This is a genomic window from Rhodococcus sp. Leaf247 (assembly GCF_001426185.1).
GTDB lineage: Bacteria > Actinomycetota > Actinomycetes > Mycobacteriales > Mycobacteriaceae > Rhodococcoides.
Genome location: NZ_LMRP01000002.1, coordinates 406,055 through 420,320, shown reverse-complemented (window position 1 = coordinate 420,320; position 14,266 = coordinate 406,055). Strand labels below are relative to the sequence as shown.

The following is a 14,266-nucleotide window of genomic DNA, read 5'->3' as shown; positions in this document are numbered from 1 at the left end:
CACCTGAAAGGGTGTGCACACCCCGTGCAGCTCCGGAACGCACCGCGGTCCGGCGTCACGCCCCCAAGCGCACACCCTTGTTGCGAGGCGCACACCCCCTGCAGCACGGCAATGCGCCGCACTCGGGCGCTTCCTCAGCAAGCGCACACCCTTCCGGTGAAGCGCACACCCCTTACTGCCGACTGCAGAGGGTGTGCGCTCACCTGAAAGGGTGTGCACACCCTGTGCAGCTCCGGAACTCACAGCAGTTTGTGTCACGCCTCCAAGCGCACACTCTCTTCGTGGAGCGCACACCCCGTGCAGTTCTGGAATGCGCCGCGCCTGCGCAGCGCACACCCTTTCCGTGAGGCGCACACCCTCTACTGCCGGCTAGAGGAGGTGTGCGCTTACCTGCAGAGGTGTGCACACCCCGTGCAGCCCACGAATACCGCGCGGACCAGCGCCGCGCCTGCGAAGCGCACACCCTTTCCGGGAGGCGCACACCTCTTGCTGCCGGCTGCAGCGGGTGTGCGCTCACCTGAAGAGGTGTGCACACCCCGTGCAGCCCCGGAACCCACCGCGGACCGGCGTCACGCCCCCGAGCGCACACCCTCTCCGTAAAGCGCACACCCTCTACCGCCGACTGCAGAGGGTGCGCGCTCACCACAACGAGTGTGCACACCCCCTGCCGCACGCCCCCCACGCGCCAGCACCCCTCCAACCTGCACCGATTTGGCCACCGGAAGGTCGCTCCTCTACACTTGACCGGTTGCCCGGGTACCGTCATGCCTGCATACGACCCGAGCTACTCAGGTTTCTTGCCATGATGCTCGAAACACCCGCCAGTGCTCACGTCTGCACTGGCAGGAGCGCAACCCCTGACCGGCAACAGTCGGTCAGGACAGAACACTTCGCTGTAGGCCCACGACGGGACGAGTCAGGCCCTGCTACCAGGGCACCAGCTCGCACGTGCTGTATGGGAACCGCTGCGAGAAAGGGCCATGAACTCTGTCATGACCATGACCGACCCGATCGCAGACTTCTTGACACGTCTGCGCAACGCCAACTCGGCGTACCACGATCAGGTGAAGCTGCCTCACTCGAAGATCAAGGCGAACATCGCCGAGATCCTCAAGCGTGAGGGCTACATCTCCGAGTACCGCACCGAGGACGCCGAGGTGGGCAAGACCCTCATCGTCGACCTCAAGTACGGTCCCAGCCGCGAGCGCAGCCTCGCCGGTGTGCGACGGGTGTCCAAGCCCGGACTGCGTGTGTACGCAAAATCCACCAATCTGCCCAAGGTGCTCGGCGGCCTCGGCGTGGCGATCATCTCCACGTCCACCGGCTTGCTGACCGATCGCCAGGCGGCCAATCAGGGCGTCGGCGGCGAAGTCCTCGCGTACGTCTGGTAAGGGAGGCCACCACTATGTCGCGTATCGGAAAGCTTCCTGTGACAGTTCCCGCCGGAGTCGATGTCACCATCGCCGGCCAGGATGTCACCGTCAAGGGCCCCAAGGGCACCTTGAGTCTCACCATCGCAGAGCCGATCACCATCGCCAAGAACGATGACGGATCCCTCTCGGTTTCTCGGCCCGACGACGAGCGTCGTAGCCGCTCGCTCCACGGCCTCTCGCGCACTCTCGTCGCGAACCTCATCACGGGTGTGACCACCGGTTACACCACGAAGATGGAGATTCACGGCGTCGGTTACCGCGTGGCACTGAAGGGCAGCGACCTCGAGTTCGCTCTCGGCTACAGCCACCCGGTGCCGATCACGGCGCCCGACGGCATCACCTTCGCAGTCGAGACGCCCACCCGATTCTCGGTTTCGGGTATCGACAAGCAGAAGGTCGGCCAGATCTCTGCCAACATCCGTCGTCTCCGTCGTCCCGACCCGTACAAGGGCAAGGGCGTTCGGTACGAGGGTGAGCAGATCCGCCGCAAGGTCGGAAAGACAGGTAAGTGATGAGCAACTCTGCACCAACTTCGAACCCGAAGCGCATCCCGCTGGGCAAGGACGCATCCACGCGTCGTCGCCTGTCCAAGACGCGCCGTCACTTCCGCCTGCGCAAGAAGGTGTCCGGCACTGCCGAGCGCCCTCGCCTCGTGGTCAACCGCTCGTCGCGTCACCTGCACGCACAGCTCATCGACGATCTGACCGGCCGCACTCTCGCGTCCGCGTCCAGCATCGAAGCCGATGTGCGTGCGACGGAGGGCGACAAGAAGGCCCGCGGCGCGAAGGTCGGCGCACTCATCGCCGAGCGTGCCAAGGCAGCCGGCATCGACGCTGTGGTCTTCGACCGCGGCGGCCACGGTTATGCCGGACGCATCGCGGCACTCGCCGATGCAGCTCGCGAAGGCGGGTTGAAGTTCTGATGACCAACGCAGCGAAGATTCAGCTCATCAACGGAAGGACAGCCTGATGCCGGGACGTCAACGGCGTGACGGCGGAAGCGGACCCGCCGGAGCCAACAGTGGACCCAATGCGGCCGGAGGTGACAACCGTGGCGGTGGAGACAACCGCGGCGGCGGTCGCGGCGGTCGCGACCAGCGTGGCGGAAACGCCCCGGAGAAGAACAACCTCGAGCGCGTAGTCGCGATCAACCGCGTCTCCAAGGTCGTGAAGGGTGGTCGTCGCTTCAGCTTCACCGCCCTCGTGATCGTCGGAGACGGCAACGGACTGGTCGGCGTCGGCTACGGCAAGGCCAAGGAAGTTCCCGCAGCCATTCAGAAGGGTGTCGAGGAGGCTCGCAAGAGCTTCTTCCGCGTCCCGCTGATCGGTAGCACGATCACGCACCCCGTTCAGGGTGAGGCTGCGGCCGGTGTGGTCATGCTGCGCCCGGCAAGCCCCGGTACCGGTGTCATCGCCGGTGGCGCGGTGCGTGCCGTGCTCGAGTGTGCAGGTGTCCACGACATCCTCGCCAAGTCGCTCGGTAGCGACAACGCGATCAACGTCGTGCACGCCACCGTTGCAGCTCTCAAGAGCCTGCAGCGTCCGGAAGAGGTCGCGGCTCGTCGTGGTCTGCCGATCGAGGACGTTGCTCCCGCCGGCATGCTGCGCGCTCGCGCCCAGGCAGCAGCAGCAGCAGGGAGTGCAGCACATGGCTGAGCTCAAAGTCACCCAGATCAAGAGCACCATCGGTCAGAAGAAGAACCAGCGTGACAGCATCCGCACGCTGGGCCTCAAGAAGATCCGCCAGTCGGTCATTCGCGAGGACACCCCGCAGACACGCGGTCTGATCAATGTGGTGCGTCACCTCGTCACCGTTGAGGAGGTCACCAAGTGACCATCAAATTGCATCACCTTCGCCCGGCACCGGGTTCGAAGAGCGCCAAGATCCGCGTCGGTCGCGGTGAAGCCGGCAAGCGCGGTAAGACCGCCGGTCGCGGTACGAAGGGTACGGGCGCTCGCAAGAACGTTCCCGCACGCTTCGAGGGTGGACAGATGCCGCTGCACATGCGGCTTCCGAAGCTCAAGGGCTTCACCAACCGCAACCGTGTCGAGTACCAGGTCGTGAACCTGGTCGACATCGAGCGTCTGTTCCCCGAGGGCGGCGAGATCTCCAAGGACGATCTCGTGGCCAAGGGTGCAGTGCGCAAGAACCGCCTGGTCAAGATCCTGGGCGACGGCGACTTCTCGGTGAAGGCGAACATCACGGCCGACAAGTTCACCGGCAGTGCCAAGGAAAAGATCACCGCAGCCGGTGGGTCCACCACCGAGTTGTGAGTGACGTCGGTGTCGCCCGCACAGGGTGAACGCCACTGATACGGACCGATGGCCGTGGTACGACTTCGTGCTACGGCCATCGGCCTTTCAGCGTCCCGCGAGTGTGCTGCCCGGCTGGGTAGGACTCCGTGCTCGCGGGCGCTGTTAGAGTTCGACGGGGCGCTGCTGCGCCCCGACCATCTCCCTCGTTAGTCACCCCGTCCAGGAGGATCGTTGCTTTCCGCCTTTGTGTCGGCCCTCAGGACACCTGACCTGAGACGGAAGATCCTCTTCACGCTCGGCCTGATCGCTCTCTATCGGTTCGGCGCGACGCTTCCGTCGCCCGGTGTCGACTACGGCAACGTCCGCCAGTGCATCGATCAGGTGTCCGGCGGCGACTCCGCCGGTATCTACTCGCTGATCAACCTGTTCTCGGGTGGCGCGCTGCTCCAACTCTCCGTGTTCGCGATCGGCATCATGCCGTTCATCACGGCGAGCATCATCGTCCAGCTCCTCACCGTGGTCATCCCGCGGTTCGAGGAACTCCGCAAGGAGGGCCAGGCCGGCCAGGCGAAGATGACGCAGTACACGCGCTATCTGTCCATCGCGTTGGCGATCCTGCAGGCCACCGGTCTGGTGGCTCTGGCGTCGCGCGGTCAGCTGCTGCAGGGCTGCAACCTCGACATCATCGCCGACCCGTCGATCTTCGGGTTGGTCACGATCGTGCTGGTCATGACCGCGGGTGCTGCCCTGGTCATGTGGTTCGGCGAGATCATCACCGAGCGCGGCGTCGGCAACGGCATGTCGCTCCTGATCTTCGCCGGCATCGCCTCGCGTATCCCGTCCGAGGGCAAGTCCATTCTGGACAGCCGCGGCGGCATCGTGTTCGCTCTGGTCTGCCTGGCAGCACTGGCGATCATCGTCGGCGTCGTCTTCGTCGAGCAGGGCCAGCGTCGTATCCCCGTGCAGTACGCCAAGCGCATGGTGGGTCGTCGTATGTACGGCGGGTCGTCGACCTACCTGCCGCTGAAGGTCAACCAGGCCGGCGTCATCCCGGTGATCTTCGCGTCCTCGCTGCTGTACCTGCCCAACCTCATCGCTCAGCTGACCAATGCCAGCACGGCGGCGGACCCGAGTTGGTGGCAACGCGCCATCAACACGTATCTGGTGAACCCGGCGAACCCGGTGTACATCGCGATCTACTTCGGCCTCATCGTCTTCTTCACGTACTTCTACGTCGCCATCACGTTCAACCCCGAAGAGCGTGCCGACGAGATGAAGAAGTACGGCGGATTCATCCCGGGCATCAGGCCGGGACGTCCGACGGCCGACTACCTCAATTTCGTTCTCAGCCGCATCACGCTGCCCGGTGCGATCTACCTCGGCACCATCGCTGTGCTTCCCAACCTGTTCCTCGACATCGGTAACTCCGGTGGCGCCCAGAACCTGCCGTTCGGCGGAACCGCGGTGCTCATCATGGTGAGCGTGGGACTGGACACGGTGAAGCAGATCGAAAGCCAGCTGATGCAGCGCAACTACGAAGGGTTCCTCAAGTGAGACTCGTCCTCCTCGGTCCTCCCGGAGCCGGCAAGGGCACTCAGGCGACGCTGTTGTCCGAGAAGCTCGGTATCCCGCACATCTCCACCGGCGACCTGTTCCGCGCGAACATCGGCCAGCAGACCCCGCTGGGCATCGAGGCCAAGAAGTACCTCGATGCAGGCGACCTGGTTCCGAGCGAGCTGACCGTCGACATGGTCCGCGACCGTCTCGCGGAGCCCGACGCGGTCAACGGCTTCATTCTCGACGGGTTCCCGCGCTCGACCGGACAGGCAGATTCGCTGTCGTCCATCCTCGAGGACGCCGGCACGTCACTCGATGCCGTCGTTTCCTTCGTCATCGACGAGGACGTCGTCGTTGAGCGGATGCTCGCTCGTGGCCGCGAGGACGACAAGGAAGACGTCATCCGCAACCGGATGAAGGTCTACCGCGACGAGACCGCCCCGCTGCTCGAGTACTACTCGGGTCACGGCCGCCTCGTCACTGTCGACGCTGTCGGCGAGGTCGACGACGTCAACAAGAAGGTCATCGACGCGATCCAGAGCGACGACTGACCCATGGGTTTCGGACGCAGACGCAAGGTGGTCCCGTTCCGCAGCGCCGGTGAGCTCGATGCCATGGCTGCGGCGGGGGCTGTCGTCGGTGCGGCGCTGGTCGCGGTCCGCGATGCAGCGAAGCCCGGCGTCTCGACGCTCGAGCTCGACCGGGTCGCGGAAGCGGTGATCCGCGACGCGGGCGCCGTGCCCTCGTTCCTCGGCTACCACGGTTTCACCGGCAGCATCTGCAGCTCCGTCAACGACCGCGTCGTCCACGGCATCCCGTCGGCCGACGACATCCTGGCCGAGGGCGATCTCATCTCCATCGACTGCGGAGCCATTCTCGACGGATGGCACGGCGACTCGGCATGGACGTTCGGCGTCGGCACCGTCATCGAGGCGGACGAGATGCTGAGCGAGGCCACGCGGTTGTCGATGGAGGCGGGTATCGCGGCGATGCTTCCCGGGAACCGCCTCACCGACGTCTCCCACGCCATCGAGCAGGGAACACACGCAGCGGAGAAGGCACACGGCCGCGCCTACGGCATCGTCGACGGTTACGGCGGGCACGGTATCGGGCGCGAGATGCACATGGAGCCGTTCCTGGCCAACGAAGGGGCGCCCGGCAAGGGGCCCGAGCTCGTGGTCGGATCGACTCTGGCGATCGAGCCGATGCTGACTCTCGGTACCTACGAGACCCGCGTGCTGGACGACGACTGGACCGTCGTGACCACCGACGGCTCGCGCTCCGCGCACTGGGAGCACACGGTCGCGGTCACCGAGGACGGTCCGCGGATCCTCACTCTCCGTCCGTAGCTGCCACGGGCCGACGGTCACCGGCGTGCGCCGCGGTACCCCACGTCCGTCGGTTCGAGGTCGCCGAGGTGTCCGAGACCCAGTCTCACGACCATGGACGTGTCCAGGTTCGTCGGTCGCACCGGCGTGGTTCCTACGTACGCGCGGACAGCGCCGGACACCAGGCGATGTATTGCCGGTGACGGATCGGGAAGATCGTGCACCGTCCGCAACTGCGGAGGACAGACCGCCGACAGGATCTGCGGTGCACTCCCGCGCAGCCGCGAGGGGAGAATGCGCGCAGCGAAGGCGTCGGTGAGTGACCGTGCGACGGCTCGCCCCTCCGGACTGGGTGCGTACTCCCGCTTCTCGTAGTCGGCTGCCCACCGTTCCATCTCCGCGCGGGACGTCGGAATGTGCTGCAGGCGTTGCAGTTCCGCCGTCGTACGCCAGAAGTTCCAGTGCGCGTCCAGCTCGGCCGTGGTGAACGGTGATCGGGCGAGGTCGGAGGTGATGCGGTGTGGATCGAGCGCGAGTGTGGCCAGCGTGTACAGAGCATCGTCGTTGCGTATCGGGAAGTGATCGTGGATCGCATTGAGCCGACCGATCCACGCCCGCCCCACATCCGACTCGGGTCCGTGGTCGAGGAGACGGGCAAAGAACAGCAGAGTGTCGTCGTTCCGCGTGACCGGATCGGTCATGATGTCGCCGGTTCCTCGCCGATGAAGGATGCGTGCCATCGACGGGACTGCCACCTGCTTCATGAACGCGACCGTGAATAGGGCGTACGTCAGCGCGGGTGAGCCGTGAAGCACCACGAGCGAGAGTCGCGCGATCTCGGCGGAGTCGCGATCGGGATCGAGATGTCGGATCCTGCGGGTGACGGCGGCACCGGGCCGACGCGTCACCACGTCGGGTCCAGACGAACGGCGGTGCGACCCGCGAGATCGACCTGCACTCGGGCGCGGCCGTCGTCGTCGGACTGGACGGCCTCGGTCACCGCACCGCGCACCCGATACGTCCGTCGCGGCACCAGCCGATCGACGACGAGGGTGACCCGGCTGCCGGTCGCTCCCGGAAACAGGACGAGGTCCAGGTCTCGGCCGTCGCTGACCGCACGCGCGACGAGGACGTCCGGGTAGGGGGCTTCGGCGAGTTGCGGACCGGTGAGCCACTGTGTCGGGAGACCCGCGCCGACCAGATCGCGGTTCGCAGCGGGTCGTGAGAAGCGCGCCATCAGTGCGTACAGGTTTCCCTGCGTCGACAGTCCTTCGTAGCGCGCGACGCCGTCCTGATCGCTGCGGCGTCCGACCGAGTCGACGTAGTCCAGAGCATCGTCGGCCACCTCGATGTCGCCGACCTCGCGGGCGGTCAGTGCGAGGAAGACGTGGGCGAACGCGTCGCTACCGAACGAGTAGTCCCCGGCATCGCACCGGGTCGCTGCCGATCGTGGCAGTCGGTAGTGGTGTCCGTCGTGGGTCAGTGCGTCGCGTCGTGTGAGCCACCACGATCGGTGCGAGAGATCGGGGGCGAAGGCACCCAGCCAATAGGTGGTGGGGAGTGTGACACCCTGCCCGGCCCAGATGTTCCAGGACATCCCGAGGGTTTCGTTGCGCACCCCGATGGATCGTCCGTCGGGTCTCTGGAACTCCATCTCGTAGCTGCGGTGGATGTCGTCCTGCAGGTCGGCGACGTACTCGGTTCCGTGTAGCCGGTCCGACAGTTGCATCGTGATGACGCCGAACGCGTTGCACACCGGATAGATCCACCTCGGCTCGCACGAGAAGAGCGTGAACGGCGACGCCGTCATGTTGCGGTGGATCGACGCGGCGAGGGCGGGAAAATCGTGGTCGTACCGGACGTCGTCGGACCACACATAGCTGAGCCCGCCAGGACGGGAGAAGCGGTCGTCCCCGAAGCTCTCGTACATTCCCACCGCAGCCCCCTGCCACCCGGTGAGCATGACGTTGTCGCGGTTTCGCACCGGATCGCGTCCGACGGAAAATCGCCCCCAGGCGTTCTCGAGCGGCCAGTACCCCCACACCCGGCGATCGCCCATCTTGACGACGGCATTGCGCTGCGCCTCGGCGAGGTAGCCCGAGAACGCCGGCGTGTGCGTGTACCGGTACATCGAGAGGGCGTAGCCGAGAATCGACAGTTGGTAGCGCAGTGCCGCTTCACGGAACTGGTCCCGGTGGTCGAATCCGTCGAAGTTCTCGAGGGGCTGCAGTCCCAGATCGAGTGCGAGGCGCAGGTGTGCGAGATCGGCCTCCGATGCGGTGCGTACGTCCGGTTCGCTCGTCGACGGCAGCGCGGTCTCGAACCACGTGACCGACTCCAACTCGTCGTTGAGGCGATATGCGGTGGACATCTGCCGGCGGTGCCGCACGAGGTGGATAGCGCCGGCGATAAGCACTGCGCCGGGCACGACCAGGGCAGGACCCACGATTGCGGCGTGATGGTGGCCTTCGTGGAGCGCTGCGGTGCTCACGATCGACAGCACGTAGACCGCGATCGGTGCCACGGCGGCACCGACCATCCACCACACGAGCAGCGACACGGCGAACGCTGCGAGTGTGATCAGCGCGTGTACCGGGTGCCCGGCGGCGAGGTGACCTGCGCCCGGCCAGAACGCACCGATCGCGGCGAGACGCAGTGGACCGTGGGACGTCGCGGCGACCACGACCGCGACGACGAGGATCCCGCTGTAGACGTACGCGGTTCGGCGGAGCCTCGAGGCGGTGGCGGGAGGGAGGACGGGCCGCGAACTGGGCAGCAAGCGCGCCGGTCGGATGCGGCCGAGCCGGGTAGGCGACGAGACGCTCATGCTGCGACTCCGACCGTCACGGTGTCCTTCACCGTGCGCGTGGCGACCGGGGGTCGCCGGGCAGGCGCGGACGTCGATCCGCCGAGGAGGGCGTTCCACGCCCGCGAGGCGACGCGTATGCCGACCATGACCAGGACCGGGAGGACACAGCAGAGCATGAGCCACCTCTTTCGAAACCGGAACGTACCAGTTCCGGAATGCTAGGTCGGGTCGGTGGTGGTGTCAACGCCCACCAGCGAACCGGCATGGCACCATGGCGTCGTGACCACGCCGAACAGCGACCGCCCGTACGGCGGCGCGAGCGCGGAGGAACGGCGCTCCGCCCGGCGGCGCCGCGTGAGCACGGCGGTGCTCGATCTCGTCGACGAGCGGGGCATCTCGGCGCTGACCGTGGGAATCGTCTGCGAACGAGCGGCGGTATCCAAGCGGCATTTCTACGAGACGTTCGACAACCTCGACGACGCGGCCGGCAGCACCCTGTCCGACGTGTTGGAGGACGTGGCCACACGGATCGGCGTCGTCTCGGTCGACACCGGACGAGGCTCCGATCTCATCGAGGTGACCGTGCGAGCCGTGCTGTCGGCCTTCGACGACAAGCGCCTTGCTCGGCTGTACCTCGAAGCGCCGGGCAACGACGGCCTACGGTCCGCCCGTGACCGTGCTGTCGCTCGGTTCGTCGACGGCTTCCTGTCCACGCTCGCGGTGGGCGCCGTGGACGACCCTCGCGCTCGCCTCGTCGCCCACCTCCTGGTGGCAGGGTCCACCGAGGTCGTCGCGATGTGGTTGCGCGGGGACGTGGACCTTTCTCGTGACGACGTCGTCTCGACACTTGTCGAGCTGGGCACGGACGCGCTGGTCAGGATCAGGGCGTCGGGCCGCTCCGACTAAGCCCAGTGCTCGGCTGGGACCTGCTCCGACGCCTTCGGCGCGTCCGGGGGAGTTCCGTCACCGAAAGGTCGGCCGCCCAACGCCTCTCGGCCGTGCGGGCTGAGCCAGCTCGACAGGTCCGGACCCTTGGGAACGATGCCGGTCGGATTGATGTCGGTGTGCACCTCGTAGTAGTGCGACTTGATGTGGGCGAAGTCGGTGGTGTCGCCGAACCCCGGCGTCTGGAACAGGTCCCGGGCGTACGCCCACAGCACCGGCATCTCGGACAGCTTGCTGCGATTGCACTTGAAGTGGCCGTGGTACACCGGATCGAACCGGGCCAACGTCGTGAACAGCCGCACGTCCGCCTCGGTGATGGTGTCGCCCACCAGGAACCGCTGGTTCTCCAGTCGCTCGCTCAACCAGTCCAGCCGTGAGAACAGGGCGTCGTACGCCTTCTCGTAGGCGCTCTGCGAGCCGGCGAAGCCGCACTTGTAGACGCCGTTGTTGACGTCGTGGAAGATCAGCTCGGCGACCTCGTCGATTTCCGCGCGCAACGCTTCCGGGTAGAGATCGGGTGCGCCCTCGCGATGGAACTGCGTCCATTCCGTCGAGAAGTCCAGCGTCATCTGCGGGTAGTCGTTGGTCACGACCTGGCCGGTGGACACCTCCACCATCGCCGGGACCGTGATGCCGCGCGGGTAGTCCGGGAACCGTGCGAAGAAGGCGTCCTGCAGGCGCGGGATCTTCAGGACGGGATCGAGTCCGTCGGGGTCGAGATCGAACGTCCAGCTCCGCTTGTCGTGGGTCGGTCCGCACACACCCATCGAGATCGCGTCCTCGAGGCCGAGGAGTCTGCGCACGATGATCGCGCGGTTGGCCCAGGGGCACGCACGAGCGACGACGAGGCGGTAGCGGCCGGCTTCGACGGGATAGCCGTCGCGCCCGTCCGCGGTGATGCGGTCCTCGATGTAGTTCGTGTCGCGGTCGAAGCCGCCCTTTTCCACGTAGGACGGGGTGCCGCTGTCGGTGCTCATGGTCGTAACCTACCCGGGTGGAGTCAATTCCATCCCGATGCGCACGCCGAGCTCGGTGAAGCCGAGCGACCGGCCGAACAGACGAGCCGGCGCGTTGTCCACCGGAACCGCCCACTGGGGGATCAGGCCCGCGTCGATGGCCTCGTTCGTGGCCAGGCGCGCCGCCGTCGCGCCGAAGCCTTGTCGGCGGTACGACGGTGTCGTCACCGCGACCGTGTCCGCGAGGAATCCGCGCCACTCGACGTATCCGGCCGTCGCTGCCGGGGTCGCGTCCGACTCGCCCATCGCGTCGTCGAACACCGTGAACCACGAGTCGACGCCGAAGGACCTGATACCCGCGGCGTCGTCGGGCGGTACGGAGGCGACGACGCGGTCGGCGTCGGCTCCCTCGTGCGAGATCAGGGGATGTCCGACGCGGATCTCGTCGCGACTGTCGTCGAGGTAGGCGAGCACGATCGGGCCTCCGCATCGCCCGCGCCGTGACCCCGCGACGTCCGCGAGACCGTCCCGCGTGGCCAGGACGTCGTTGGAGACGCCCTCGGCGCGTTCGATGATCTGCTCCGGTCCGACGAGGACGGCGTGGCCGTCGAGGACGACGAACATGACGCGGTCGGAGTCGTCGTCGACGACGTGGAGGCGGCCTGCGTCGTCCAGCGAGGCATCGTCGGGCAGTCCGAGTTCGCGTGCCCAGGCGAGCCGGACGATGTCGATCTGGTGGGTATTCATCGGCGTCCACGGTAGTCGGGCCGTTTGCGTCGCAAGTATTCGGCGCCGTATATTCCAACTGGAATATATGAGACGGCCGGGGGGAATCGTGGGAACGCAGGTGAGCACTCTCGGGATCGCCGTCCTGGCGTGCTTGTTCGAGCGGCCGATGCACCCCTACGAGATGTATCAACTCCTGCTCGAGCGGAACGACGACAGGCTGCTCAAGGTCAGACCCGGATCGCTCTATCACGCAGTGGACCGGCTGGCGGCCGCAGATCACATCGTCGCGGTCGGCACGGAGCGCGAGGGCAATCGGCCGGAGCGCACCACCTACGACGTCACCCAGTCGGGGCGCGATGCCTTGACGTCAACCCTCCGCACTCTGCTCGCAACTCCGGTTCCCGAGTACTCACAATTCACGCTCGCCCTCTCGGAGTCGCACAACCTGCCGGCCGCCGAGGTGTCCGCGCTGGTCCGGGAGCGGATCGCGCATCTCGGGAAGGACCTCGACGAGATGCGCATCATGACCGCCGCGATCACCGCGCGGCATTCCCCGAGACTCTTCTCCGTCGGCCTGGAGTACACCGTCGCACTCCGCGAGGCCGAACTCGCCTGGCTCCGGGCATTCGTCGACGACATCGACACCGGACGCCTTCCCTGGCTCGACGCGATCATCGCCGAGAAACACCACCACATGACACGACAGGATCGATGATGACCAGCACCACCGTGCCTACTGCGAAGGAGGCGTCCCCCTGGGTCGCACTCTGGACGCTCTGCCTGGGCTTCTTCATGATTCTGGTCGACACGACCATCGTCGCCGTCGCGCAACCCGCGATCCTCGAGGGACTGCAGACCGACATCTCCAACGTGATCTGGGTGACCAGCGCGTACCTCCTGGCCTACGCGGTGCCACTACTGGTCACCGGTCGCCTGGGTGACCGCTTCGGACCCAAGAACCTCTACATCGCCGGACTCGTCGTCTTCACGCTGGCGTCGCTGTGGTGCGGAGTGTCGGGATCGATCGAGATGCTGATCGCGGCTCGTGCCGTCCAGGGTCTCGGTGCAGCGATGATCACGCCGCAGACGATGGCCGTCATCACGCGCATCTTCCCGAAGGACAAGCGCGGAGCGGCCATGGGCGCCTGGGGTGCCGTCGCAGGCGTCGCCACGCTGGTCGGTCCTCTGCTGGGCGGGGTCCTCGTCGACGCGTTCGGCTGGGAATGGATCTTCTTCATCAATCTTCCGGTCGGTGTCGTCGCCATCGCGCTCGCCGTCAAGTTCGTCCCCACGCTCCCCACCAACGAGCACAAGTTCGACATCCCCGGCGTCGTGTTGTCCGCCGTCGGTCTGTTCTTCATCGTCTTCGGATTGCAGGAGGGACAGAAGTACGACTGGAACGGGTGGATCTGGACCTCGATCGGCGCCGGCATCATCGTCTTCGCGGCGTTCGTCGTGTGGCAGTCACGTAACCGCAACGAGCCGTTGGTGCCGCTGGGACTGTTCCGCGACCGTAATTTCTCGCTGTCCACCATCGGCATCGCGGCGATGGGCTTCGCCATGACCGGCATGATGCTGCCGATCATGTTCTACGCCCAGAGCGTGACCGGCTTGACCCCCACTCGGTCGGCCTTGCTGTTCGTGCCGATGGCCGTGCTCACCGGCGTCCTCGCTCCCAACGTCGGTCGTCTGGTGGACCGCGTGCATCCCCGCTACATCGCGGGATCGGGTCTGACTCTGCTGACCGTCGCGCTCGTGTGGCTGGCGATGGAGATGACCCCCACCGCCTCCATCGTCCGACTGCTGATGCCGATCGCGCTGATGGGCGTCGCCAACGCGCTGATCTGGTCCCCGCTGGGCGCCACGGCAACCCGTAACCTGCCGATGTCGCAGGCCGGTGCCGGCAGCGGCGTCTACAACACCATGCGCATGATCGGATCCGTCCTCGGCAGTGCGGGCATCGGTGTCCTGATGCAGTCACGTATCTCCGCGGAGGTGCCGTTCGCCGGTGCTGCCGGGGCGTCGGCCGAGTTGTCGGCGGGTCGCATTCCGGCCGAGGTGGCAGCCCCCTTCGCCACGGCACTCGGCCAGTCGCTGTACCTGCCCGCGGCCGTGCTGCTCATCGGCGCCGTTGCCACCGCGTTCTACGCCCGCCCGTCCTTCGGCGGTGCACCTGTCGTCGACAAGCCGGTCGCGTCCCGAGAAGCGGAACCGGCCGTCCCGGTGGGTACGACGCCCGTGTCATGATTCGGCG

At 66.4% G+C, this 14,266-nt stretch carries 17 protein-coding genes; 12 read left to right on the top strand and 5 right to left on the bottom strand.

Going from position 1 to position 14,266, the window contains the following annotated elements:
* Window positions 1–992: 992 nt before the first annotated feature.
* The 9 genes from rpsH to map all read left to right on the top strand — a co-directional run bounded on the left by rpsH (window position 993) and on the right by map (window position 6,594).
* The gene (gene rpsH, locus ASG64_RS11385) at window positions 993–1,391 is read left to right on the top strand and encodes a 30S ribosomal protein S8 (RefSeq protein ID WP_027504667.1); all 399 of its coding nucleotides are present in this window, start codon (window positions 993–995) and stop codon (window positions 1,389–1,391) included.
* Window positions 1,392–1,405: 14 nt separating this feature from the next.
* Window positions 1,406–1,945, top strand: coding sequence for a 50S ribosomal protein L6 (gene rplF / locus ASG64_RS11380; RefSeq protein ID WP_042574890.1), 540 nt, complete (start codon window positions 1,406–1,408; stop codon window positions 1,943–1,945).
* A complete protein-coding gene (gene rplR, locus ASG64_RS11375; protein WP_042574889.1) occupies window positions 1,945–2,355 on the top strand; it encodes a 50S ribosomal protein L18 in 411 nt (136 codons plus the stop codon). The genes rplF and rplR overlap by 1 nt, the downstream gene beginning before the upstream one ends.
* A 46-nt stretch (window positions 2,356–2,401) precedes the next feature.
* Window positions 2,402–3,088 (top strand): 30S ribosomal protein S5, encoded by a 687-nt coding sequence (gene rpsE / locus ASG64_RS11370; RefSeq protein WP_042574888.1) that lies wholly within the window; start codon window positions 2,402–2,404, stop codon window positions 3,086–3,088.
* Window positions 3,081–3,266 carry a 50S ribosomal protein L30 gene (gene rpmD / locus ASG64_RS11365; protein WP_042574887.1) on the top strand — a complete coding sequence of 62 codons (186 nt, stop codon included), beginning with the start codon at window positions 3,081–3,083 and terminating at the stop codon, window positions 3,264–3,266. Before rpsE ends, rpmD begins: the two co-directional genes overlap by 8 nt.
* Complete coding sequence (gene rplO, locus ASG64_RS11360; RefSeq protein WP_042574886.1) at window positions 3,263–3,706, top strand: 50S ribosomal protein L15; 444 nt, start codon at window positions 3,263–3,265, stop codon at window positions 3,704–3,706. Before rpmD ends, rplO begins: the two co-directional genes overlap by 4 nt.
* A gap of 213 nt (window positions 3,707–3,919) precedes the next feature.
* The gene (gene secY, locus ASG64_RS11355; RefSeq protein WP_042574885.1) at window positions 3,920–5,242 is read left to right on the top strand and encodes a preprotein translocase subunit SecY; all 1,323 of its coding nucleotides are present in this window, start codon (window positions 3,920–3,922) and stop codon (window positions 5,240–5,242) included.
* Complete coding sequence (locus tag ASG64_RS11350; RefSeq protein ID WP_056073672.1) at window positions 5,239–5,796, top strand: adenylate kinase; 558 nt, start codon at window positions 5,239–5,241, stop codon at window positions 5,794–5,796. Before secY ends, ASG64_RS11350 begins: the two co-directional genes overlap by 4 nt.
* A 3-nt stretch (window positions 5,797–5,799) precedes the next feature.
* Window positions 5,800–6,594 (top strand): type I methionyl aminopeptidase, encoded by a 795-nt coding sequence (map, locus tag ASG64_RS11345; protein ID WP_042574883.1) that lies wholly within the window; start codon window positions 5,800–5,802, stop codon window positions 6,592–6,594.
* 17 nt (window positions 6,595–6,611) lie between these two features.
* Here map and ASG64_RS11340 read toward each other — a convergent pair whose 3' ends face one another.
* Genes ASG64_RS11340 through ASG64_RS21600 form a run of 3 tightly spaced genes read right to left on the bottom strand, consistent with a single transcriptional unit; the run spans window position 6,612 to window position 9,558 of the window.
* Window positions 6,612–7,484 carry an oxygenase MpaB family protein gene (locus ASG64_RS11340; RefSeq protein ID WP_056073670.1) on the bottom strand — a complete coding sequence of 291 codons (873 nt, stop codon included), beginning with the start codon at window positions 7,482–7,484 and terminating at the stop codon, window positions 6,612–6,614.
* Window positions 7,478–9,400 carry a linalool dehydratase/isomerase domain-containing protein gene (locus tag ASG64_RS11335; RefSeq protein ID WP_056073669.1) on the bottom strand — a complete coding sequence of 641 codons (1,923 nt, stop codon included), beginning with the start codon at window positions 9,398–9,400 and terminating at the stop codon, window positions 7,478–7,480. Before ASG64_RS11335 ends, ASG64_RS11340 begins: the two co-directional genes overlap by 7 nt.
* Window positions 9,397–9,558, bottom strand: coding sequence for a hypothetical protein (locus ASG64_RS21600; protein ID WP_156388360.1), 162 nt, complete (start codon window positions 9,556–9,558; stop codon window positions 9,397–9,399). Before ASG64_RS21600 ends, ASG64_RS11335 begins: the two co-directional genes overlap by 4 nt.
* A gap of 103 nt (window positions 9,559–9,661) precedes the next feature.
* Here ASG64_RS21600 and ASG64_RS11330 point away from each other — a divergent pair, with 103 nt between their 5' ends.
* On the top strand, window positions 9,662–10,288 hold the full coding sequence (locus ASG64_RS11330; protein ID WP_156388359.1) for a TetR/AcrR family transcriptional regulator: 627 nt from the start codon (window positions 9,662–9,664) through the stop codon (window positions 10,286–10,288).
* On the opposite strand, the gene ASG64_RS11325 is transcribed toward ASG64_RS11330, so the two are convergent.
* Window positions 10,285–11,304 (bottom strand): glutathione S-transferase family protein, encoded by a 1,020-nt coding sequence (locus tag ASG64_RS11325; RefSeq protein ID WP_056073664.1) that lies wholly within the window; start codon window positions 11,302–11,304, stop codon window positions 10,285–10,287. The two genes, ASG64_RS11330 and ASG64_RS11325, sit on opposite strands and share 4 nt — an antisense overlap.
* A 9-nt stretch (window positions 11,305–11,313) precedes the next feature.
* On the bottom strand, window positions 11,314–12,030 hold the full coding sequence (locus ASG64_RS11320; RefSeq protein WP_056073663.1) for a GNAT family N-acetyltransferase: 717 nt from the start codon (window positions 12,028–12,030) through the stop codon (window positions 11,314–11,316).
* A gap of 100 nt (window positions 12,031–12,130) precedes the next feature.
* On the opposite strand from ASG64_RS11320, the gene ASG64_RS11315 reads away from it, so the two are divergent.
* Window positions 12,131–12,727 (top strand): PadR family transcriptional regulator, encoded by a 597-nt coding sequence (locus ASG64_RS11315; RefSeq protein WP_235579574.1) that lies wholly within the window; start codon window positions 12,131–12,133, stop codon window positions 12,725–12,727.
* Complete coding sequence (locus ASG64_RS11310) at window positions 12,727–14,259, top strand: MFS transporter (RefSeq protein ID WP_056073658.1); 1,533 nt, start codon at window positions 12,727–12,729, stop codon at window positions 14,257–14,259. Before ASG64_RS11315 ends, ASG64_RS11310 begins: the two co-directional genes overlap by 1 nt.
* The last annotated feature ends 7 nt before the right edge of the window (window positions 14,260–14,266 follow it).

Bases quoted from the DNA above. Each gene is read 5' to 3' on its own strand.
- ASG64_RS11335 (WP_056073669.1), bottom strand. From the start codon at position 9,400: ATGAGCGTCTCGTCGCCTACCCGGCTCGGCCGCATCCGACCGGCGCGC.
- ASG64_RS11325 (WP_056073664.1), bottom strand. From the start codon at position 11,304: ATGAGCACCGACAGCGGCACCCCGTCCTACGTGGAAAAGGGCGGCTTC.
- rpsH (WP_027504667.1), top strand. From the start codon at position 993: ATGACCATGACCGACCCGATCGCAGACTTCTTGACACGTCTGCGCAAC.
- ASG64_RS11310 (WP_056073658.1), top strand. From the start codon at position 12,727: ATGACCAGCACCACCGTGCCTACTGCGAAGGAGGCGTCCCCCTGGGTC.
- ASG64_RS11320 (WP_056073663.1), bottom strand. From the start codon at position 12,030: ATGAATACCCACCAGATCGACATCGTCCGGCTCGCCTGGGCACGCGAA.
- map (WP_042574883.1), top strand. From the start codon at position 5,800: ATGGGTTTCGGACGCAGACGCAAGGTGGTCCCGTTCCGCAGCGCCGGT.
- rplF (WP_042574890.1), top strand. From the start codon at position 1,406: ATGTCGCGTATCGGAAAGCTTCCTGTGACAGTTCCCGCCGGAGTCGAT.
- rplR (WP_042574889.1), top strand. From the start codon at position 1,945: ATGAGCAACTCTGCACCAACTTCGAACCCGAAGCGCATCCCGCTGGGC.
- rpsE (WP_042574888.1), top strand. From the start codon at position 2,402: ATGCCGGGACGTCAACGGCGTGACGGCGGAAGCGGACCCGCCGGAGCC.
- rpmD (WP_042574887.1), top strand. From the start codon at position 3,081: ATGGCTGAGCTCAAAGTCACCCAGATCAAGAGCACCATCGGTCAGAAG.
- ASG64_RS21600 (WP_156388360.1), bottom strand. From the start codon at position 9,558: ATGCTCTGCTGTGTCCTCCCGGTCCTGGTCATGGTCGGCATACGCGTC.